Origin of the sequence: Saccharothrix sp., from assembly GCF_031180885.1 — a bacterium.
Classification (GTDB): domain Bacteria; phylum Actinomycetota; class Actinomycetes; order Mycobacteriales; family Pseudonocardiaceae; genus Actinosynnema.
Window position 1 is genome coordinate 140,356 of sequence record NZ_JAPSLK010000013.1, and the last position, 23,719, is coordinate 164,074.

5 protein-coding genes are annotated in these 23,719 nt (G+C 72.7%); all 5 read right to left on the minus strand.

Annotated features, from left to right (window positions below; translation table 11 throughout):
* Positions 1-37 precede the first annotated feature (37 nt).
* Positions 38-8,251, minus strand: a complete 8,214-nt coding sequence (locus RIN75_RS18310) for a proprotein convertase P-domain-containing protein (protein ID WP_309113160.1) — start codon at positions 8,249-8,251, stop codon at positions 38-40.
* Positions 8,251-13,956, minus strand: coding sequence for an RHS repeat-associated core domain-containing protein (locus tag RIN75_RS18315; protein ID WP_309113161.1), 5,706 nt, complete (start codon positions 13,954-13,956; stop codon positions 8,251-8,253). The genes RIN75_RS18310 and RIN75_RS18315 overlap by 1 nt, the downstream gene beginning before the upstream one ends.
* A gap of 681 nt (positions 13,957-14,637) precedes the next feature.
* Entirely contained in the window at positions 14,638-21,129 is a 6,492-nt protein-coding gene (locus RIN75_RS18320) for a polymorphic toxin-type HINT domain-containing protein (protein WP_309113162.1), read from the minus strand.
* Between the two features lie 399 nt (positions 21,130-21,528).
* A complete protein-coding gene (locus RIN75_RS18325) occupies positions 21,529-22,848 on the minus strand; it encodes an NB-ARC domain-containing protein (RefSeq protein ID WP_309113163.1) in 1,320 nt (439 codons plus the stop codon).
* Between the two features lie 244 nt (positions 22,849-23,092).
* Entirely contained in the window at positions 23,093-23,695 is a 603-nt protein-coding gene (locus RIN75_RS44140; protein ID WP_375295977.1) for a polymorphic toxin-type HINT domain-containing protein, read from the minus strand.
* Positions 23,696-23,719 lie beyond the last annotated feature (24 nt).

The window sequence follows — 23,719 nt, forward strand, 5'->3', positions numbered from 1 at the left end:
CCGATGTGCCACAACGCCTTTAACCCGTTCGGCAGCACTACTCCGCCCCGAACTGGAGGCTCCACGCATCGATCACCCCGCTCCCGCCCCGCACGGTGTCCCTGACCCGCAACGCCCACCCCCCGGCCGCCTGCTCGGCCGACGCGTCCACCCAGTACGTCTTCCGCACGTCGTCACCGGTGTCGCCGTCCGGCACGTCCTCCAACAGGAACGCACTCCCGTCCGGCGCGAGCAGCTCCAGCACGAGGTCACCCCGGTTCGGGTGCTTGACGTCCACGACCACGCGGAGGTCGACCGGTGCGGGGCCGATCCGCGTCACGGGCACGATGCTCGTCGCGGCCGAGCCGTCGTCGGGGATCGCCACGTCCGCAGTGGTGTGGTACTTGGTCGGCGCGGGGAACGTCAGACTCCACGAGTCGATCACCCCGACGTCCCCGGCGGCGGTGTCCGCCACGCGCAACCGCCAGGTCCCGTTGGCCAGTTCGGCGGAGGCGTTCACGGCGTACTGGGTCACGACGTCGTCCCCGTTGCCGCTGCCGGTCAGGTCCTCCAACGGGTAACCGGTCCCGTCCGGCGCTATCAGCGACAGCACGAGGTCACCGCGTTGCGCGTGCCGGACGACCACGTCCACCTTCAGCCCGGCCGGCGCAGGGCCGGTGACGCCCGCGATCGACACCGTGGACTCGGCGACGCCGTTGTCGGGGACCGGCACGTCCGCCGCGTTCTCGAACCGGCTGCCCGGTGGGACCAGGACGATCCCCGCGAAGTGCAGGCTCCAGCCGTCGATCGTGCCGGTGTTGCCCGTCGCGAAGTCCGCCACGCGCAGCCGCCACGACCCGCCCGCCGTCTCCGCCGACCCGTTGACGACGTAGGACCGGAAGACGTTGTCGCCGGTGTCGGCGTTGGGGAAGTCCTCCAGCAGGTACGCGGTCCCGTCCGGCGCGACCAGGTGCAGCGCCAGGTCGCCGCGGTTGGGGTGCTTGAGGTCCACCGAGACCCGCAGGGCGGTCGGCGCGTTGCCGGGCAGGCCGGTCACCTGGACGGCGCTCTCCGCGGTGGACCAGCCGTCGTCGGGGATCGCCACGTCCGCGCCGTTGGCGAACTTGGTGACCGGGCCGGGCGGGGTGGCCTGCTGGTTGACCGGCGACCACAGGCTCCACGACGTGATGTCGACGGTTCCGCTGCTGCTGTCCCGCTGCACCGACAGCGTCCACAGCCCGTTGGCGACCTCCGCCGACACGTTGAGGGTGAAGGTGCCGGGCAGCTTCGACCCGTGGTCGAACACCACGTACGAGGTGCCGTCCGGCGCGGTCAGGGCGATCTTCAGCTCGCTCACCCAGTAGTACGAGGTGGCCAGCGTCAGCCGCAGGTCCGCGGGCGCCGTGTCCGGGACGCCCGCCACCCGCACCGACGACGTGCCCCGCACGCCGGACGTGGTCCCGTCGACCTTGAACGCCGAGCCCTTGCGCTCCGGCCACGCGACGGGCGGCGCGGTCGTCCCGGCGGGCGAGGCGGCGAGGCTCCACGAGTCGACGTGCCCGACGTCGCCCCACACCCGGTCGCGGACGCGCAGCTTCCACACGCCGTCGGCCAGCTCCGCCGACCCGTTGAACACGTAGGTCTTGGCCACGTCGTCCAGGTCGCCGGCGAACTCCTCCAGCAGGTAGGCCGTCCCGTCCGGCGCGACGAGGTGCAGCGTCAGGTCCCCGGCGTAGGTGTGCCGGATCGCCACCGACACCGCCCAGTCCTTCGGGGCCATCCCGCCCAGGCCGGACACGGTGATCGACGACTCCACCACGCCGTAGTCGAGGATCGCCACGTCCGTGCCGTTCTCCACCCTCCACCCGGCGGGCAGCGCGGCCTGCGGGGTCGGCAGAAGCTGGACGCTCCAGCCGTCGATCGTGCCGGTGTTGCCCTGCGCGGTGTCCGTGACGACCAGCTCCCAGCTCCCGTTGACCACCTGCGCGACGCCGCGCACGGTGTAGGTCTTGAACAGGTCGTCGCCGGTGTCCCCGTCCGGCACGTCCTCCAGCGGGTAGGTCGCCGCGCCGTCGGGTGCGCGCAGCTCCAGCTTCAGGTCGCCCCGGTTGGGGTGCTTGACGTCCACCACGACCCGCAGGTCCTTCGCGGCCGTGCCGGGGACGCCGGACACCCACGCCGCGCTGTACCCCGAGGACCACCCGTCGTCGGGCAGCGCCCGGTCGGTCCCGTTGGCGAACTTGGTGACCGGTCCAGGCGGGGTGGCCTGCTGGTTGACCGGCGACCACAGGCCCCACGACGTGATGTCCACGGTGCCGCTGCCGCTGTTCCGCTGCACCGACAGCGTCCACAGCCCGTTCGCCACCTCACCCGACACGTTCACGGTGAAGGTGCGCGGCAGCGCGGCCCCGCGGTCGAACAGCGTGTACGCGGTGCCGTCCGGCGCGACCAGGGCGATCTTCAGCTCGCTCGCCCAGTGGTACGAGGTCTCCACGGTCACCCGCAGGTCGGCCGGGGCGTTCCCGGCGATCCCGCCGACCCGCACCGAGGACGTGCCGGTCGCCGGGGACGTCGGCCCGTCCACCTTGAACGCCGACCCCTTCCGCTCCGGCCAGGCGACCGCGGGCGCCAGCACCAGACCCCACAACTCCAGCACGCCCGCTTCGCCGGCCGCCGCGTCCTGGGCGCGCAGGGTCCACGTGCCGTTGAGCGGTTTCGTCGTCGCGTCCACCGCGAACACCGGTGGCAGCACGGGTTTGCGGTTGTGCAGCACGTACTCGGTTCCGTCGGGGGCCAGCAGCGTGACGACCAGCTGCTCCGGCTTGGCGTGCGTGATCGCCGCGTGGACCAGCATGCCGTTCGGGGCGTTGCCCGGGGTGTTGGCCACCACGAGCGGGCTGGTCGCCGTGCCCAGGTCCGCGATCGGCGCTCGCAGGTCGGTGCGGACCGGCCGGAAGTCGGGCACGGACAGGCTCCACGAGTCGATGTGCCCCACATCGCCCCACACCGCGTCGAGCACCTTGAGCTTCCACACCCCGTTGGCGATCTCGGAGGAGGCGTTGACCGTGTAGGTCTTGGCCAGGTCGTCGACGTCGCCCGTGGCGGTCAGGTCCTCCAGCAGGTAGCCGGTGCCGTCCGGCGCTTCCAGGTACAGGGCGAGGTCGCCGCGGTGGGTGTGCTTGATGTCGACGGTGACCTTCCAGACCTTCGGCGCCATGCCGGCCAGCTTGTCGACGGTGATCGGCGAGGTGGTCCAGCCGTCGTCCACGATCGGCACGTCGGTGGTGCTCTCCGCCTTCCACGTGGGCTCCGGCGACGCGTGCGCGGCGGGCAGGACCTGGACGCTCCACTCGTTGATCACACCCACGTACTCGCCGCTCCAGTCGACGACCCGCAGCGCCCAGTCCCCGTTGGGTAGCTGAGCCACCCCCGGCACGGTGTAGGTCTTGCGCACGTTGTCACCGCTGTCGTCGTCCGGGAAGTCCTCCAGCAGGTAGGTCGCGACGCCGTCCGGGGCGTGCAGTTCGAGCCTGAGGTCACCCCGGTCGGGGTGCCGGACGTCCACGTTGACCCGCACGTCCTGGGCCGCCGTGCCGGGCACGCCGCACGCGTGCGCGTAGCTGGAGGTGTGGTAGCCGTCGATGGTGACGTCGGCGGGGTTGGCGAACTTGGTGTTCGGCGCGGTGCCCGACGCCACGAGGTTGATCGGCGCGGACAACGACCACGCGGTGACCGTGGGCGCGCCGCTGGAGCTGGTGTGCTTGAACCGCAGCTTCCACACGCCGTTGGCGGGCATGGTGGCCGCGTTGACCACGTAGGTCCTCTTGATGTCGTAGGTGTCGGTCGGCCGTCCGCAGGAGTCGGACTCGGGCGGTCGTGGGACCGCCGGGTCGTGCAGCAGCAGTTCGCGGTTGTCCGGCGACACCAGGGTCACCTTGAGGTCACTGGCCCAGCTCCACGTCTTGTCGATCGTCACGGTCAGGTTCGTGGGCGCGTTGCCCGGGATGCCCGCGACGGTGACCGACCGCTCGGTGGTGGTGTTGTTGCCCACCGTGAAGCCCGACCCGACGATCCTCGGCCACGGCGCGGCGGTCACGGGCTGGTCGGTCACGGGCGCGGAGATCGACCACTTCACGATCGTGCCGGTGTCGCCGAGGACCCGGTCCTCCACGCGCAGCTTCCACGTGCCGTTGACCAGTTCGCCGGACGCGTTGAGCCGGTAGGTCTTCGTCAGGTCGTCCACGTCGCCGCCGCCGGTGAGGTCCTCCAGCAGGTACTCGGTGGCGTCCGGTGCGACCAGTCGCAGCACCAGGTCCCCCCGGTAGGTGTGGGTGATCTCGACGTGGACCTCCAGCGTGCTCGTCATGTCCGGCGTCAGCCCGTTGACCACGACCGCGCTTTCGGCGGTCGCCACGTCCTCGATCCTGGTCGGCTGGCTCTCCGTGGCCGACGGCACCGGGAGCCCGCTGATCCGGAAGACGCCCTCCGCGGTCAGGGCCGCCGGCCGCAACTCCACCTCGTCCACCACGCCGGCCAGGAAGTCCGCCCAGTCGCCGTTGTTGCGGGCACGTCCGATGGACACGCCGAGATCGGCCCTCGCCACGGACGTGTACGGCGTCGTCGCCTGGAGGCGGCCGTTGACGAACAGCCGCAGCACGCGCGCGGTCTGGTCGTAGACGCCCGCGAGGTGGGTCCAGTCGCCGGCGCGTGGCGTGGTCGTGCCGCGCACCACCCCGTCCGGCACGGTCCCGCCGTCCCGCGTGTCGCCGGCGACGGTGAACGCCCAGGCGTTGGAGGCCTTGTCGTAGTGCAGCCGGAACCCGCTGACGCGGGTGCCGTCCTGGCCGACGACCGTTTGCGACCGGTCCACCGCGTCCAGCTTCACCCACGCCGCCACGGTGAACCCGGCGTCCGGGCGCACCACCGGTCCGGCCGTGTAGGCGTGGCCCTGGGCCCCGTCCAGGCGCAGGCCGCTGTCGAACCGGCCGCTGCTGTCGGGCCGGCTGCTCGTCCACGACGCGCCGTGCCACAGGGCGAGGGTGTGGCCGTGGCCGGTGGCGTCGGTGGTGTTGTCGTTGAGCGCCCAGCGCCCGCCCTCGTCGAACGACGGCCCCGCCATCGCGGCGTCGACCTGGGCTGCCGACATGGCGGTGGGCGTCAGCTCGACCTCGTCGACCTCGCCCGGCCAGTGGTCGGTGAGCCGGCCGTCGTTCTTGCCCCGCCCGACCTGGAGCGCGCCGGTCGGGTACCAGGTGCTGCGGCGCGCCACCGACTTCACGGGCTTCGCGTTGACGTACAACGTGATCGTGCCCGCGCCGTGGTCGTACACCGCCGCCAGGTGCGTCCACACGCCGGTCTGCGGGGTGGCGTCGGCGATCAGCCGGTCGTCGTCGGTGCCGCCGTCGGCGTCGGCGGCGTTCATGCCGAAGCTCCAGCCGCGCGGGTCGGGCGAGTAGCCCAGCGCGAAACCGCTGTCCCGCTGCCCGTCCTGGCTGACCGCCGTCGCGCGGTCGGTCAGCTCGTCCAGCTTCACCCAGGCCGTGACGGTGAAGCTGCCCAGGGTGTTGTCGGCGGTCTTCGGCGCGACCGGTCCGGCGGTGTGGGCGTGCCCGTCCTGGCCGTCGAAGCGCAGCGCGCCGCCCGTGCCGGTGCGGCCGGTGGCCCAGGACGCGCCGTTCTCCAGGGCCAGGGTGTTCCCACCGTTGGTGGACACGTCCGCGCTCGTGCGGCCGGTGCCCTCGTTCAGCTCCCACTTCCCGTTCGGGCCGAACGCCGGTGCGGTGCCCATCCGGCTGCGCACCTCGACCTCGGCAGCGGCCCACGGGTACACCTGGACGTCGTCGAGGTCACCGGGCCAGAACTCGTCGAACACCCCGTTGTGCTTCGCCCGGCCCACGGCCGTGGGGCCGCCCGCGTACCAGGTGCTGGTGTGGTCGGCCTCCCCCGCCAACCGCCCGTTGACGTACAGGCGCAGCTTGCCCGCGGCGGCGTCGTGCACACCCGCCAGGTGCGTCCAGACGCCGACCTGCGGCATGGCCAGCGAATTCGCCTCCGAGGCGCGCCCGTCGGCACCCGGCATGGAGAACTGCCAGGACCGCGGGGAGTGGTCGTACTTCAACGCGAACCCGCTGTGGATCGGGCCGTCCTGGCTGACCGCCGTCGCCCAGTCCTCCGCCTTGTCCAGTTTCACCCACGCCATCGCGGTGAAGCTGCCGAACGTCCCTGCGGCGGTCTTCGGTGCGACGGGCGTCGTGGTCGCCGCGTGGGAGGTGACGCCGTCGAGGCGCACCGCGCCGGTGCTCCCGCCGAGCCGGTCACGGGTGGAGGTCACCGGCCCCGAGATGGCGGCGTGGTACGCCGAAGTCGAACTGTCCTGCAACGCGCCGGTGGTGACCGAGTCCGCCTTCCACCACGCGTAGGCGGTGTTCGACGGCACGGGGGCCACGCTGAACAGGTAGGTGCTCACCGGGCCTTCGTTGCCGGCGCGGTCGACGCCCACCACCGAGACCGCGTGCGACGCGCGCCCCGGGATCAGCCGGGGGGTGTCGGGCGTGTAGGTGACGGTGGCCTTGCCGCCGGGCGCGTCGGCCTCCACGACGGAGCCGCGCGACGGCGGGTTCTTGCCGATGCCGTACCGGAAGCGGACGATGTCGCGGTCGCCGCCGGCGTCGAGGGTGAACCGGCCCGGCGTGAAGACCCGCGCGCCCGGGGTGGGGTGCGGCGGGTACTCGGGCGAGGTCACGGTCGGCGCGGCGGTGGGCTTGGTGAGGTCGACGGTGAACCGGCACCACGGCTTGTCGTCGCCGGCGTCCGCGTGGTCCACGGCGGTCACGCCGAAGGAGTAGGTGACGCCGTCGCGCAAGGCTTGCGGGACGGTGACCTTGACGGGACCGGGTGGCGTGTCGGTGCTCGTCGCGGTGGACACCGAGGTCGGCGGGCCCCCGGTCTCCTCCCACCAGCGGAAGACGCCGCGCGGCTGGCTGTGCCCCCGCTCGACGTCGGCGTCGTGGATCGTGGCCGACAGCGTGGGGTTCGGGGTGTTGACGACGATGTCGCTTCCGCAGGGGGTCCCGTTCACCGCGAGGTCGGAGGCGCGGTCGGGCACCGTGTTGTAGGTGATGTCCAGCGTCAGCACCGCGTACTTGTGGCCCAGCTCGGGCACCTTGCGGTCGAGGAACTCCTTGGCGCCGTAGGAGTCCGCGTCCTCCCGGGCCTTCAACGCGATGGTCGTCGTCGCCCACCCGCCGGCGGCGGCCTCGACGGCGAGGTCGCGCACGTCGAAACCGATCGGCCCGTCCTTGCAGGCGACGGGGTCGTAGCCGTGGGCGGAGGCGACCTCGGCGGCCTTGCGCAGGAACGGGGTGCTGTCGCCCCACGTGGTGGCCGGGCTGATCGTGCCGATGTGCCACAGCTCGACCGGGGACGGCGTGCACGAGTCCGACCACCACTCGTGGATCTTCAGCTGCGCCGCCAGGACGTGCTTGCCCGCGACCGGGGCGGTGTTCATCTCGAAGTACGACCGGTAGCGCAGCGGGTCGCCCGGTTTGCGGCCGACGCGGGGGATGTGCGTCGAGTCCCAGTAGGCGGCCTTCGCGCCGGTCTGGGTGTTGTGGGACAACAACATCCAGTGCAGCTTGTCGCCGAGCTCCGGGCCGGTCAGCGTGACGGGGTAGGCGGTGGCCGGGTCGTCCAGCGCCGCGGCCTCGGCGCGGCCGGTCACGGGCCGTCCGCCCAGGGTCAGCCCGCGCAGCCGCGGGTCGCGCGCCGCCGCCGCGTCCCGCACCACCACCGCGTCGGTGAACCCGGCGGCGGTGGCGGTCAGCTTGAGGTCGACGCCCGGCAGGACGTCCCGGTAGGTCGCGGTGTCGGCCGCGAGTTCCGGCGCGGGCAGCGGCCCCGGCCAGTCCAGGGCCGCCGCGCCCGCCCGCGCCAGCGGGACGTCCCCGCCGCCGGAGAACGCCACCGGCACGGCGGAGACCTTCGGGCCGACGGTCCCGTCCGGCCGCGCCACCAGCGTCGTGTCGATCGGCGCCCAACCCGCGCCGGTCCGCGCCCGCACCGGCCGGTTGTGCAGGGTGGCGGTGAACGAGCCGTCCGCGTTGGCGACCACCTCCGCGTCCGGCGCGCCCAGCGCGTCCACCGGCACCGGCCGGCCGGTCCGCCGGGCCTGCGCCGAGGCGGACTCCTCGGCCGACAGCGGCGCGGGACCGGCCGCGCCCGTCACCACCACCAGGCCGAGGACGAGCGCCGCGACCACGAGGACGGCCCGCATCACTTCCTCTTCTTCTTGCTGCTGCCGCTCTTGCTCGCCTTGACCTTCTTGGCCTTGGACTTCGACTTGCCCTTCTTCTTGTCCTTGTCCTTCTTGGCCTTGTCCTTCTTCTTGTCCTTGCCCTTCTTCTTGTCCTTGTAGAGGCCGGGCGGGTTGTAGCCCTTCACCATGCCGGGCTTGGTGTCCTTGACGCACGGGTTCCACGGCTTGCAGCGGTCGTACTCCCACAGGTCGCGGACCTCTATGTCGCCGGCGCCGAAGTTGTCCATGTAGTCGCCCGAGCCGCCGTCGTCGTCGTGGACGATCTGCGTCTTGCCCGACCACGACTTGTCCGGCTGCGACGGGCCGGTGGGCGGCGGCGTCGTCGGGATGCCCGGGAAGGACGGCGTGGTGTCGCCCGGCGGGTTCGTGTACCCGGGTGGGACCTTCGGCGACCACCCGCCCGAATCGCTCGCGGTCGAGGCGGTGTCGACCCCGCCGTGGGCGGTGTAGAGCCCGGCCTGGCCCGTGTCGCCGCCGGCCCGGAAGGCCGTCACCGCGCTGTCCCACGTGGGCGGCGCGGGCTCGGTCACGTGCTCGGCGGACAGGCCCGTCGCGTCGGTGTGGCTGACCGGCGAGTTGCCCGCGTAGGCGTAGCCCTGGAGCTGCTGCGGGTCCTCGGCGTTGAGGATCGGGTCGACCGACAGGAACGCGCCCAGCACCGGGTCGTACTCGCGCGCGCCCAGGTGGGTCAGGCCGGTCGAGGCGTCGACCGTGCCGCCGACGAAGCCCCGCTCCCCCGGCCAGGCCGGGACCGCGCCGCGCGGTTCGCCGTAGGGGAACTGCCGGCGGGCGGTGACGGCCAGGTCGTCGCCGTCGACCGCGACCGACGCGGTCCCGGCGTGGTCGTCGGCGAGCCAGCTCACGCCCGCCTCGGTGCGGACCGCGACCGGCGTCCCCGCCACGGCGTAGTGCCGCGTCGCCGACAGCGCGCCGGTGGCCGCGTCCAGCCGCAGGTCGGTGTCGCCCAGGTAGAGCGTCGTGCCGGTCGGGTCGCGCCGGATCAGCCGGTTGCCGTCGGCGTCGTACTCGAACGACGTCACCGCGGTCCCGGCGGTCACGCTCGCCAACCGGCCCTCGGCGTTCCAGGACAACGACTGCCCCGGCCGGGTCACGGTGTTCCCGGCGGCGTCGTAGCCGTAACCGTCCACACGCGACCCTTCGGTCACGCTCGCGACGCGGTGTGCGGCCGGGTACGCGTACTCGCGGACCGCGTCCCCGGCCGCCGCGTGCCGCACCTCGCGGGTGCGGTTGCCCGCCTTGTCGTAGCCGTAGGAGTGCCAGTACGGCGCGGGGCCGCCCAGCGCGGCCGTGCTCGGCCCGGCCGCGCAGTCCGCGGCCGTCCACGCCTCCACCAGGCGCTGGAACGAGTCGGAGCGGAAGCACTGGGCGTCACCGGACACCGCGTCGGCGGTGGAGACGACGTTGCCCTCCGCGTCGTAGGCGACGGTCACGTCGGCCGCCGATTCCCCGTTCTCCAGCACCGTCGACAGGCCGGTGAGCCGGCTGGTCGCCTCGTCGTAGGCGTAGAGCCGCACGACCCGCCCGCCCAGGACGCGGTGGCTCACCTGGCCCGTGGCCGAGTAGCCCGTGTCCGCGACGTACGGCGCGAGGTCGGAGGTCACCGTGGCCACCTGGCCCAGCGCGGTGCGGCCGGTGACCAGCGTCTCCGCCGGCAGGCCACCCGCGGCCGGCAGCGTCGTCGCGCTCACCCGGCCGACCGCGTCGTAGTCCACTGTGGACTCGTAGCGGCCGGCGAGCCGCCCTTCGCGCTCGGGGACCGTCACGGCGCTGCCGGTCGGCAGGCCGTGGTCGTTGTAGCCCAGGACGTCGGAGCGGTAGGCGGCGCCGTCCACGTAGCGGATCGAGGCCGCGGGCAGGCCGAGACCGCCGGGCAGGGTGTCGAAGGTCCACTCGGTGAGCCGGCGTCCGGCGGGTGACCCCTCGAACACCCCGGTGCGCCGGTCCACCGAGTCGTAGGTGTGCGCCAGGGTGACGCCACGGGCGTCGGTGACGCTCGTCAGCCGGTCCTCGGCGTCGTAGGTCATCGTGGCGACGCCCTTGTCCGGGTCCGCCACGCGCACCTGCCGGCCGCGCAGGTCGTAGTCGAACCGCCACGCGTTGCCGGCGGCGTCGACGACCGAGTTCCGCTTGCCCGCCTTGGTGTAGCCGTACGTCGTCGCGTGGAACTCGCCGGTCGGCGCGTCGCCGGTGTACTGCCGCAGCTCGACCAGCCGCCCGCGCACGTCGGTGATCCGCGTGGTCGGCGTGCCGCCGGCGGGCGGGTCCTCGTGCACCCGGTCACCCTCGTAGGAGTAGGTGGTGCGGTGCTTCTCGACGCCGAGCGACCGCAGCACCTCGGCGGCGGTGCGGCCGGCGCCGTCGTACTCGACCACCTCCTGCGACGGCACGTCCTCGTCGGCCACCACCAGCAGCGCGGTGCCCGGCTCGCCGGCGTTGTGGTAGGCGGCGTTGGTGCTCGACACCCGGCCGTGCGCGTCGTACCGGGTGTCGGTGACGATCCGGCCGCCGTGCGGCGAGGGCTCCTGGGTCTGCCGCCGCCGCAGCAGGCCGTCGTACAGGGTGTGGCTGGTGGTGTACTGGCCGCCCTCCAGCCGGTGGGTGGTGACCACCGCCGGGCCGTCCGAGCGGACCAGGTACTCGTGGCGGACGGTCGGGGTCTCGGTGACCGGCCGCCCGGTGTGCCACGCCGCGGCCAGCCGGCCGAGCGGGTCGTGGGACTGGGCGCTGCGCCGGCCGTTGGCGTCCACCGTGGCCACGGTCGAGCCGCGCGCGGGGTCCAGCTCGGTGGTCGTGGTGTGCCCCAACGGGTTCGTCACCACCGTGGCCGTCACCAGGCCGGTCGGCGGTTGGTAGGCGGTCGTGGTCTTCGCGCCCAGGGCGTCGTAGGACTCGACCACCCGGCCGTGCGCGTCGTGCACCGCCCGTGAGGTCGTCACGTACACCGGCTGAGCGCCGTCCCAGGCGTCCAGCACCTCGGTGCGCGTCACGTCGCCCTTGGTGGGCGGCGCGTCGACCGACTCGGCGCCGTCGTAGAACGTGCGCGCGTCGGAGACCACGTCGACCGGGTTGGCGGTGGTCCCGCACGGCACACCCGCGGTCAGCACCCGGCTGGGGCGGTTGACGATCCACGCGTCGGTGTTGCGCGCGTAGGTCGTCGTGGTGCATAGGTCGTCGTCCGGCACGGCCACGTCGCCGCGGTCGTGCACCTCTGTCACGTTGCCGTACTGGTCGTGCTTCGTGCTGGTCTCGGACAGCCTGGTGCCGCCACCGGGCAAGGTCGTGCGCGTCTGGACCACGTCGACCCGGAGGATGCGGGCCTCCAGCGGACCGCCCTCCCGGTCGCGCACGGCCGTCGGGTCCGACAGCCACGGCTGCTGGAACTCCGCGGAGATCTCCGCGCCGGTGGCCGGGTCGCGCACGACCGTCTCCCGGGCGAACCCGGCCAGGTTGGGCTTGTCCGGCCACTTGCGCTGCTGCGAGTCCTCCACCTCGACCTTGCGGTGCGTGCCGTCGAGCAGCAGGTCGCCGTCCATGCCGCGCAGGAACAGGTGCTCGGTGAGCGTGCGCGGGCCGGCGGCGTCCCCGGTGCGCACCCGCACCTTCTGGAAGCCGCGCCACGAGCCCCACGTCTTGAACCGGCCGGGCACCAGCTCGGCCGCGTCGTACCGCCAGGACGCGGTCCCGGAGTCCACGTACTCGTAGGCGGTCACCTTGCGCGGCGCGCCGCCCACCCGGTCCACCTCGGACACCTGGGCGACGACGTACTTGTTGAACCAGCCCAGTTCCGGCGTGGACGCGCCCTGGCGCAGCCAGTACGCCGGGAAGCAGTTCTCCTCGTTGGCGTCCTGGCGGGGCAGCGCCCCGGCGGCGCAGCGGTCGTTCGAGTACTCGACCTCCGTCGTGCCGCCGATCTCGTTGTGGACGCGGGAGAGCCGCCACTTGTTCATCGGCTGGAGGCCGTCCACCGTGCCGATCCGGTTGGCCAGCAGGACGCCGTCGAACCGGACGTCCGGCAGGGTCGCGGTGCCGCCGACGTGGCCGGTGCGGGTGATCGAGCGCAGCCACAGCGTCGGGCTGGTGCGGTCGTCGGTGCCGGGGAAGACGTGGTCCAGCGTCCACGAGTCCACGTCGGCGTAACCGGCGCCGGAGCGCACCTGGGTGGTGATCTTCGCCAGTCGCCGCGCGCCCCAGAAGCTGGGTCCGGCGGCCGGGCAGTTGCCGCCGGAGCAGGCGAGGTCCCACGGCGTGTCGGGCCAGTCCGCCGGGCGCGCCGGGTCGCAGGGCGAACCGGGGATGCAGCGGGGAGCACTGGTGAACAGCACCCGGGCCGCCGGGTCGCCGCCCTCGCGCAGCCCGTAGTCGATGCGGACGAGGTGGCCGGCGCGGACGTACGGCGTGGCGTTGGCGCCCGCCCCGGAGCGGCCGTAGTGGTTGGTCTCGGTCTCGTAGTGGTAGGCGACCTGGTCGCCGTGGGTGTCGGTGACGGTGTCGAGGGTCCAGCGGTAGGCCTGGTGGCACCAGGAGTTGTCGAACGCCGGACCGTGGCACGGCTCGCCGTCGTCGTTGCCGAAGACCGGGACGGTCCACGCCGTGCCCGCCGCGCGCCCGAAGGAGTACCGCGTGCCGTCCGGGCCGGTGACCAGCCAGTGCTCGCCGTCGTTGTCCCCGTTGGCCGCGCCGGTGCGCGGCTCGACGCGCCAGCCCTCGTCGTTGGCGACCTTCCAGACGCCGCGCCCGGCGTCCCACACCAGCTCGCCGCTGACGCCCGGCAGCACGATGTGCGCGGCGTTGCGGTCCCAGCACAGGTCGGCCTTGCCCTGCTCGCCGTCCTCGGCGCACGGCTTGTAGGTGCGTTCGATGAACCCCGGCTCGTAGCCGAAACCCTCGCCCACCCAGGACGCCTGGTTGTTCGTGGACGCCGTGCGGCCGTCGACCACGCCGGAGGAGTAGGACAGGGCGATGCGCGGCGCCGGTCCGGGCGCGGGCGGCACCGGGATCGGGTGGTTCCAGGAGAAGTCACCGGACTGCAGGCCCACCGCCCACGTGGCGGACGGCGCGAGAGAGGTCGGCGCGAAGCTGCCCGCCTCGCCGGTCGTCCCGGAGGTCAGGGCGTACAGCGGGGCCGGTGCGTTGATCTGGACGCCGTCCGGGCCTCTGGTCCGGCCCGTCGCCCCCGTCACGTCGACCTGGATGCGACCGGCGGCGATGTCGTTGCGCGCGGGCAGGGTCCGACCGGTGGCGACGTCCACGACCCGCAGGCGGGAGGCGTAGTCGCCGCCGAACGCGTGGCGGAAGCCCGAGTAGTCCAGCTCCACCGACACCGGCCCGGCCGACCGTCCGGCGCGGAACAGCACACCGCGTATGTTCGCCGCCTCGGCCGCGGCCCGGTCCAGCACCTCCACGCCGACGCCTTTCGCGGCGGCCTTGGGCGACCAGGCGACCTCCGGCGCGGCCGTGACCGCCTTGGCCGTCACCGCGAGCTCGGCCGGCGCGACCGCCCCCGCGTCCGTCCCCGGCACCGACCGCCCGGGCACGGGCAGGGGTGGCCACTTCACCGGCTCGGCCACGGCCGGCACAGCCACCACGGCCGACCACGCGAGCACGGCGGCCACCGCCACCGCCAGACCTCTTCCAGCCACCATGCGGCTTCCCCTCCGAACGACGTCAGGACCGGGGCGCCACACCCCGGCCCTGACCGTCAATCTGCTGCGTGCGCGTTGCGTTCGAGGAGGGTTCGCGCGCTGTGCCGAACGAACCCGAACACCGCCGCCGCGCAGCAGCCGCTTTCGCTTTTCGCCGCGCTTCGCGCGGCGGGCTGGCTATCAGCCACGGCGGGGCTTCGGTTCCCCCACCGTATGGCCTGCCCGAAGGGCTACCACAGATTTCCCGGGTGCGGCCGAAAAGTTTTGCGAGGAACGAGCAAAAGTTTTCAGCGGCACCCGGGGAATCTGTGGTTGGCTTTGCCAGGCCATGCGGTGGGGGAACCGAAGCCCTTCCTCCCCCATCGGTGGTCTGCCCGCCGGCGAGGCGCTTTTGATCTTGAGAGCGCGCAGCGCAAATTTTTTGCTCGTTCCTCACAAAAAATTTCGGCTGCACCCGGGAAATCTGTGGTAGCCCTTCGGGAGGGCCATCCAGTACGGGGATGACACAAGCAAGAAGCCCAAGTCGAGGTGTGTCCGCTCGGCGGACTGCCCGCACGGCAAGGCAAGGCGGGCTGCCCGCACGACAAAGCGGACTCGCCGTGCCGGCAAGGCGGACTGCCCGCTCGGCAAGGCGGGCAGTCCGCTCGGCAAGGCGGGCAGTCCGCTCGGCTGGGGAGGCCGCTATGGCTTCTTTTTCTTCTTCGTCCCCTTCGTCTTGCGGTGCTTGCCCTTCGGCGTCTGCTTCTTCACCGCCTTCTTGATCGCCTTCGCGGCCTTCCGCCCGGCCCAGATCGCCCCCGCAACGCCGAACCCGACGAGCAGGCTTCCCCCGGTGACCGCGTCCGTGCCGCCGTTCTTGATGCCGTCGACGCCCTTGGGCAGCGCCTGGCCGACGTGCTGCCGCCGTTCCTGGCCCGCGAGGACCTCAGCGTTCTCCCGCCCCGGCGCGGCCTTGCGCTTGAGCGGCGCGCCGCCCTTGCCCGGCTTGTTGATCTTGCCGCAGGTGCAGGCCGCCTTCTTGTTCGGCTTCTGGCCCCTGGTCGGGTGGACCTGGCAGGACGAACCGGCGTTGTGCACGAGCACCGGATCATCCCTACCCACGTAGTACGTGTGCAGGTCGTCGACCGTCAGGTTGTGCACGGTCAGCACCCGGGAATACCGGTCGACCGCGGCGACCCGGAGGACACCGCCCTCCGTGAGCACGGTGTCACCGGGTTCCAGTTCCCCGGCCTCCTTCCACCGCCCCTCCTCCACCACCCAGAACGGGTGGCCGGCCGTCGCCACGACCACACCACCGGCGACCTCGACCGTCACCAGGTCCTTCAGGCCCGCGCCGACGATGGTGTCGGTGACCTGCCGAGCCCCCGCCTCCCCGGTAAGGGGGTTGCCCGCGAGCACCCGGTCACCGACGACCACCTGCCCGATCGGCTTCCGGGTGCCGTCGGCCATCAGCACCGGGGTGTCCGCGGTGAACGAGTTGCACCCGCGCGGGTTGGCCCGCTTGACCGTCCGCCCCGTCCTCGTCGCGGCGGTCTTGGCACCCTTCGCCGTCCCCTTGGCCGCCTTCGCGACCGCCTTGCCGGTCTTCGCCGCGGCCACCGCTCCCTTCGCCCCGGCCTTCGCGCCCGCCTTGCCGACCGCCTTGGCCGCCGCCATGCCGGCCTTCATCAGCAGCTTCCCGCCGGGCACCAGGTTCGCCGCGGCACCGGCCGCCATCTCCAGCGCCTTGCCCTTGTTGCCGGTCGCGGCGTACGCGGCGGCCCCGACCAGGCCCGCCGCGGTGCCGATCGGCCCCGGCACCCAGGACGCCACCTCGGCGACCTTGGCGACCTTCTTCAGCACGTTGGACCAGAACAGGCCATCGGGGTCGGTGTAGGTGTACGGGTTGTTGTTCGCGTACAGGTAGCCGTGCAGCGATTGCGGGTCTTCCTCGTCGATCACCGGGTCCACCGAGAGGAACCGGCCGGTCCGCGGGTCGTACTCGCGGGCGCCCAGGTGGGTCAGGCCGGTGGACGCGTCCTTCGTCCCGCCGACGAAGCCGCGCTCACCCGGCCACGCCCCCGGCACGTCGCCCCGCTCCTCGCCGAACGGCAACAGCAGCCGGTGCGTCGCGGACAACGACTCGGCGTCCACCGACGTCTCGGCGGTGTCGTGGTGGTCGGCCGACAGCCAGCTCAGGGTGTTCTCGCCGGTCCGGACGGCGATGGTGTCCTCGTTGTGCTCGTAGTAGCGGGTGCCGGTGACCAGGCCTACCTTGTCCACCCGCACCTCGGTGGTCGAGCCGAGGTAGAGGGTGGTGCCCTCGGGGTCCCGCCGCAGCAGCCGGTCGCCGTCCGCGTCGTACACGTACGCGGTCTCGGTGTCGCCCTCGGTCACCTTGGTCAGCTCGCCGTCCACAGCCCACTCGAAGCTCTGGGTCCGGCCGTCGACCGCGCGGGTGACCGTGTTTCCTTCGCTGTCGTAGGTGAACGTGTCCGTCCGCGCCCCGCCCGGACCGCTCGTCGTCACCGACGTGAGCGTGTGCGGCTGCGGACCGCCCGCGGGCGGGTAGGAGTACCTCCGCGTGGTGCCGGTCTCGTGCCGCGTCTCGGTGAGCCGGTTCCCCGTCTGGTCGAAGGTGTAGGAGTGCCAGTAGGGCGCCGGTCCGGTGAGCGTTCCCGGTGCGGTGCCGCAGTCGTCGGCGGTCCACGCGTCGGTCATGCGCCGCAGGTGGTCGTGGCGGAAGCACTGCGTGTCCACCGCGCGGCCGGCCGCCGCGGTGACCAGGCGGGTGAGGTTGCCCGCCGGGTCGTGGTCGAGCGTCCGGTCCACCACCGGCGCGGTGTCGTTCTCCTGGTACAGCGTCGACTTCGCCAGCCGGCGCGTGCCCGGCTCGTAGTCGAACAGCTGGAACACCTGCCGGCCCTCGGCGCCCATGATGTACATCGCGACCTCGCCGAGGTCGTTGTGCGCGGTCTGCCGCACGTACGGCGCAAGGCCGGTCAGCGAATCCGGGTTGCCCCACTGGTCGTACCCGTACTGCAACGTCTCGGCGGGCAGGCCGCCGACCGCCGGCAGGGTCGCGGACGTGACCTGACCGGCGTCGTTGTAGGTCAGCGTCGACTCGTACCGGCCGGCCAACCGGCCCTCGGCGGCCGGGATCGTCACCGCTGTCCTCAATGGACGGTCCTGGTCGTCGACGGCCAAGACCTCGTCGCGGTAGGCTTGGCCGCCCGAGTACCGGACCGACGCGGTCTCGACACCCTTGACCTGCGTGCCGTCCGCCAGCACGTCGAACACCCACTCGGCGAGCTTCGGCCCGGACGCGGAGCCCTCGTACGAGGCCGTCCGGCGGCCGAGCGGGTCGTAGGCGTGCGCGACGGTCTTGCCGCGGGAGTTGGTCGTCGACAGCAGCCGGTCCTCGTCGTCGTAGGTCATGGTGGTCGTGCCCTGGTCCGGGTCGTCCACCCGCACCGCACGGCCGCGCACGTCGTAGTGCGTGCGCCACACGTTGCCCGCCGGGTCGGTGACGGTCTCCAGCTCACCTTCCCTGCTGTAGGTGTACCGCGTGCTGTCGTACTCCGCGGCGGACCGGTGCTGGCGCAGCTCGGTGGTCCGCCCCTCGGCGTCGAACACCTTCGTCGTCACCGTGCCGCCGGCGGGCGGGGTCTCGGTGACCCGGTCGCCGCCGTACGCCGTGGTGGTGCGCCACTTCTCGACAAGGCCGACCTCGAAGACCTCGGCGACCTCGCGGCCGGCCCCGTCGTAGCCGAAGACGGTCCGCGCCGGGACGTCGGTGGGCAGCAGCAGGTCCGGGCCCGGCGGGTCGGCGTTGTGGTACTCGTTGTTGGTCGCGGCGACCCGACCGTGGCTGTCGTACAGGGTGTCGGTGACGATCCGACCGCCCGCCGGCGACGGGTGCTGCACCTGGCGCTCCCGCAACTGCCCGTCGAACAGCGTGCGGGTCGCCATCTGCGTGCCGTCGCCGAGCAGCTTCTTCGTCGCCACCGACGACGGGCCATCGGAGCGCACCACGTACTCGAACTCCAGGTCCGGAACGTCGGCGAGGGCCCGACCCGGACGCCACACCTTGGTGAGGCGGCCCAACGGGTCGTAGACCATCGTGGTGCGCCGCCCGTTTTCGTCGGTCCGCTGGACGGGCTCGCCGACGGCGACGTTGAAGACCGTGGTGTCGGTGTGGCCCAACGCGTTCGTCGTGACGACGGACGTCACCGGACCGCCGACCGCGGGCGTGTACGCCGTGGTCTCCTTGTTGCCCAGCGCGTCGAACTCCTCGACCTCACGGCCGTGCGCGTCGTACACCGACCGCTCGACGGTGGTGTACCGCGGAGTGCCACCGTCCCAACCGGACAGTTCCTCTTGGCGCGTCGGGTCGCCCTTCGTCGGCGCCGCGCCGAACTCGTCGGAGCCGTCGTAGTACGTGCGCTGGTCGGAGAGGACGTCCGCGGGCCGTTCCGGCGATCCGCACGCCACGCCGAGCTTCCGCACGCGGTTCGCCGTCGCGATCAACCACGCCTCGGTGTTGCGCGCGTAGTCGATCAGCGTGCAGGTGTCGTCGTTCGGGGTGGACAGGTCGCCGAGGTCGTTCGTGCGCACGTGCGCGCCGTACTCGTCGTAGAAGTGCTGTTCCTCGGTCTCGCGGTGGCCACCGCCCGCCAACGCCGTGCGGGTGTAGGTGCGCTTGACCTCGGTGACGTATGCGCCCAGGTCGCCGGAGGCGCGGTGGCGGACGGCGTTCGGCCCGATGACCACCGGCTCGTGCAGCACGCGCCCGACCTCCGGGCCGCCGTCGCCGTCGTAGGTGATCTCCTCGTGCGCGAAGCCGCGCAGCACGGCCAAGTCGTCGTACGGTCCCACCTTGTCGGTCTTGGTGGTGCCGTCGAACTTCACGTCGCCGAACATGCCGCGGAAGAACCGGTGCTCGACCAGGGTGCGCGGCTTCGACGGATCGCCCGTGCGCACCTTCACGGTCTGGTAGCCCCGCCACTGGCCCCACGTCTTGAGTTCGGTCGGCGTCAGCTCCGCGTCGTCGTGGTGCCAGGCCGCGTCGCCGACGTACTCGTAGGACGTGACCTCGTCGGGCGACCCGCCGACCCGGTCGACCTCGCGGACCTCGGTCACCAGGTACTTGTGGAACCAGTCCAACACCGGCGCGGACGCACCCTGCGGCATCCAGTGAGCCGGGAAACACGACGTGCCGTTGACGTCCGCCGCCGGGAGCGCGCCAGGTGAGCACCCCACCGGCCCATAGGTGACGTCGATCCGCCCGCCGGTCTCGGTGTTGACCCGCGAGACGCGCCACTTGCTCATCCGGGGTTGGCCGTCGACCGCGTCGACCCGGTTGTCCCGCAGTTGACCGTCGAAGTTCACCTCCGGCATCGTGGCCGTGCCGTCGATGTGTCCGGTGTGGACGATCGATTCCAGCCACAGGCTCGGGCTGGTCGTGTCGCCCGTCGACGGGAACAGGTGGTTCAGCGTCCAGGAGTCGACATCCCGCAGGTTTGCGCCATCGCGCACCTGGGCCGTGATCTTGGCCAGCCGCTTGGTGCCGAAGAAGACTGGGGTGAGCCGTCCGGTGCACACGCCGCCGTCGCACTGCTGGTCCCATGGGACGTCCGGCCAATCCGCCGTAGTCGTGCGTTGACAGGCGGAACCGGGCACGCACCGGTCGGCGGCGGTGAACACCACGCGCGCGGCGGGCTCGGTCTGGTTGTCGCGCAGGCCGTAGTCGACGCGGCTCAGCTGGCCGCCGCGGACGTACGGCGTGGCGAGGGACGCGGTGTTGTTGCGGCCGTAGTGGTTGGTTTCGGTGTCGTAGAAGTACTTGATGGTGTCGCCGTGACGGTCCACGACCTGGTCGAGCTGCCACCGATACGCCTGTTGACACCACGACACACCGAACGACGCCGCCTTGCACGGCTCCCCGCTGTCATCGCCGAACACCGGCACCGTCCATGCCGAACGGGCGTCGGTGGCACGGCCGAAGGTGTACCGCGTGCCATCCGGAGCCGTGAGCTGCCAATACTCGCCGTCGTTGTCACCGTTGGCAGCGCCGAACAACTGCTCCACACGCCAACCGTCGTCCTCCTCCGCCCGCCAGACTTGTTTGGTGGCGTCGAAGACCAACTCGCCCGTCACGCCGGGCAGGGAGACCACCGCGTTGGCCGTCGCGTAACACAGATCCCCGGTACCGGCACACGAGGTGTACTGGCGCTCGATGAAACCCGGCTGGAAGTCGAACCCGTCACCGATCCACGACGACTGGTTGTTGGTCGCGGGCGTGCGTCCGTCAATCCCGCCTGATGAATAGGACAACGCGACGGTCGGCTCCGGCCCCGGCACCGGCGGCAGGTCCAGCGGATAAGCCCAGGTGAAGTCGCCGGACTGGAGGCCCACCTCCCACATCGCCGAGGGAGCGAGGGACGTCGGCCTGAAGCTGCCCGCACTGCCGCTCGGCGTCGCCGTCACGGCGAAGAGCGCGTCCGGTTCGAGACCCGCGCGCGCGTCTTCCGGGTCTTTGGCGCGCGGTGCGCCGGTCACGTGCACTTCGCCGCGGAGGTGCCCGGTCTTCAGGTCGTTGTGGGCCGTCACCGGCGTGCCGGTGACGCACTCGGCGCGTTGCGGAGCCCAGGCGGCGCACGCCGGCAACCGGACCAGCGCCAGCCGAGCCGCGTAGTCACCGCCATAAGCGTGCCGGAAACCGGAGTAGTCGACGTCCACCGTGACCGGGCCGGCCTTCTGCGCGGGGTCGGCGCGCCGCACGCGGAACAGCACGCCCTCGACACCCGCCCGCTGGGCGGCGGACCGGTCCAGCACTTCGACGCGGACCCGGTCCGGCCCGCCGCCGGCGGCCGACACCGAGACGGCGGTGTCGGCGACTCTGACGGCGGAGTGGTTCACCGCGACTTCGGCGGTGCCCGCCTTGGGCCAGAACACCGCCGGGACGGATGTCACGGCGTGCTCGGCGGCCGGGTCGGCGGGCCTGGGCTGGACAGGGACCGCACCGCCGGACACGGACCCGGTCCGGGACACGGTGGGCCGTCCCGGCTTCGCGGGCTCGGGGGCGGCTTGGGTCGGTGCGGTCACCCCGGTAGCGACCAGGGCGAGCGCCGTGGTCGTCGTGACCGCGATGCGGAACAGGGGTCTGCGATGCCGTCGACGTGGAGAACGCATCCGCGATCCTTCCTCGGTGCCGGGGCAGGGGTGCCCGCCCCAGCAGAACCGGTGTCGAACCGCGGGCGGCGGAGTGCGAACGGTCCCGAACGCATCCGAACAACACCCCGCCCCACAACGCCACGCCCCGCCGCCACGCCAGGCCGGGACCACCCGCCACGCATTCACGCCACGCCCCGCACGCCGCACGCATGGGACTGTCGTACCCCGGTGAGACAATGGATCCGGGGGCGCCAGCCACACCCCGCCACCGCCACGCCCCGCCAGCGCAACGCGGCGTCACGCCCCCGCCGCCACGCCCTGCCCCGCCGCCACGCCACGCCCGCCGGGAAGCCCACCCCCGCCATCACGCCACGCCAGGGAGCCCGCCACGCCCCGCCGGGACAGCCTGCCCCACCTTCACGCCACGGCGGGCTCCTCGGCGGGCAGCACGGACCCGGCGTACTCGCGCAACAACCCCGGCACCGCGTACCGGTCGTCCCCGAGGCGGACCACGAGGTGCGCGTTCACCAGCCGCCCCAACGCGGTCCGCGCCAACGCGACCGTGGTCTCCAGCGCCGCCGCGGCGGCCACCGCAGTCACCCCACCCGGCGGCAGCGCGGCGAGCGCGCGGAGCAGCCCGCGCGACACCTCGTCCAACGCCTCCCACGACCGGCCGAAGACGGCGTCCAGCCCGACCTCCGGGTCGCCGTGCACCTCCAGCGCCGCCAACCGCCCGAAGGCCCGCATCCGCACGACGAGGTCCGCGATGGGCGTGGTGGCCGACGGGTCGAGCGCCGTCGCGGCGATCCGCAGCGCCAGCGGCAGCCGGTCGCACAGCTCCGCCAACCGACCCGCCGCCGTCAGCTCGGCGGACACCAGCCGTTCCCCCGCGGCCTGCGCGAGCACCCGCACCGCGTGCCCCCGCTCCAACGGCGGCGTCTCCACCACCCGCGCGCCGTCGTACACGGCGAGGCCCACCAGCCGGTCCCGACTGGTCACCACCATGCACGAGTCAGAACCCCCTGGCCGCAGCAACCGCACCTGCTCGGCCGTCACGACACCGTCCACCAGCAGCAGGACCCGGCGGTCCGCCACGACGGACCGGAACAGCGCGGCGGCCTGCCGATCGTCGGCGGGCACCGAGCCGGCCGGCACCCCCACCGCCGCCAGCAACTCCCCCAACACGTCCGCGAGCGGCCGGGACGCGCCCAGCTCCACGTACAACTGCCCGTCGGGGAACCGGTCACGCACCCGGTGCGCCCAGTGCACCGCCAACGCCGTCTTCCCCACCCCCGGCGCGCCGGTGACCACGACCAGCGGCGACTCCGCGCCCCCGGTGGCCGCGTCCACCTCGGCGAGCCGATCCCGCCGCCCCACCAGTGCCACCCCGCACGGCGGCAGCTGCCGCGGCGGCACCGGGAACGACGGCACGCCACCCCGCCGTTCCACCGGCGCCTCCACGGTGGTCGCCAACCGCGTCCGCACGGCGACCCACGCGGCGACCTCGTCCGCGTCCCCGCCGCACGCCCGGACGTAGGCGACGACCAACTCCCGACTCGGCAGCGTCGAGCGGCGCAACATCGTGGCCACCGTGCTGGGCGGCAGACACCCACCGTCCTGCCGGGCCCGACGCTCCAACTGCCGGTAGGACAACCCCGCCACCTCCCGCCGCAATCTCAACAACGCGACGAACTCGCCACTGCTCCGGGCCGCACCCGGATCGACGTACGAGGACAACACCCACCCCCCAAACCCGCAGTGCCGCCGAGCGTGCAACGCCCACCACCGTCCGGCAACCAACCGGCCCGTCCGGGACACCCCACCCGGCTGTCCGGCGTCTGCCGGACAGCCCAGGCCACACAGCCTTCCGGCACACCGGACAACACCCCGACCGCAACGGTGCGGCCGAGCGCGCAGGGCGTGGCGGGCCAGGATGTCGACGGTGGCCACGTGGGCGCACGTCACCACCAGGTCGGGGCGATCACCACGCCCGCGCCGACCTCGCCCACCCGCACCGGCCACGGCGGGTGCGCGCGGAAGTCGCGTGCACCCGCCCGGGCACCACACCCGACGGATCGGGCTCAGCAACCACCGTCCTTGCGCGCGTACTTGTCCTGGTAAACCTTCGGACCGGTCGTCTTGGGGCCCTTCCCGTCGTGGGCTTGGCGTTCGGGTCCTTCGGCCGGTGCTTCTTGCTCACGCCGATCGCGCCCTGCTGGCCCTTGTTGTCGCTCTGATGCCAACCACCGTGGGCAGCGGCCTCTGGTGCTTCGCCGCCGGCCAGCACCACGTAGGTGTTCAGGTCGTCGACGCTGAGGTTGTACACGACCTGGTCCGGCTGGTCGCCGTGGTCGACCACGAGGGAGACCCGGCCGGTTCGGCCGTCCGCTCCGACGACGACGTCGCCCACTTCCAGGTCGACCGCGTGCGCCCAACCCCGGCCGGTCACCCGTAACGGGTGCTGCGCGGTGGCGGTGAGCACGTACGACAGGTCGCCGTCGGGGTCGATGTCGACCAGTGCTTGGTGCCCGAGGACACCTCGCGCACGCTCTCCAGCGCTTTCTTGTTGCCCAACGCCGCACACGCCGGCGCGCCCACGAGACCCGCA

Coding starts and splice junctions, on each gene's coding strand:
- RIN75_RS18310 (WP_309113160.1), bottom strand. CDS start 8,251: ATGCGGGCCGTCCTCGTGGTCGCGGCGCTCGTCCTCGGCCTGGTGGTG.
- RIN75_RS18315 (WP_309113161.1), bottom strand. CDS start 13,956: ATGGTGGCTGGAAGAGGTCTGGCGGTGGCGGTGGCCGCCGTGCTCGCG.
- RIN75_RS18320 (WP_309113162.1), bottom strand. CDS start 21,129: ATGCGTTCTCCACGTCGACGGCATCGCAGACCCCTGTTCCGCATCGCG.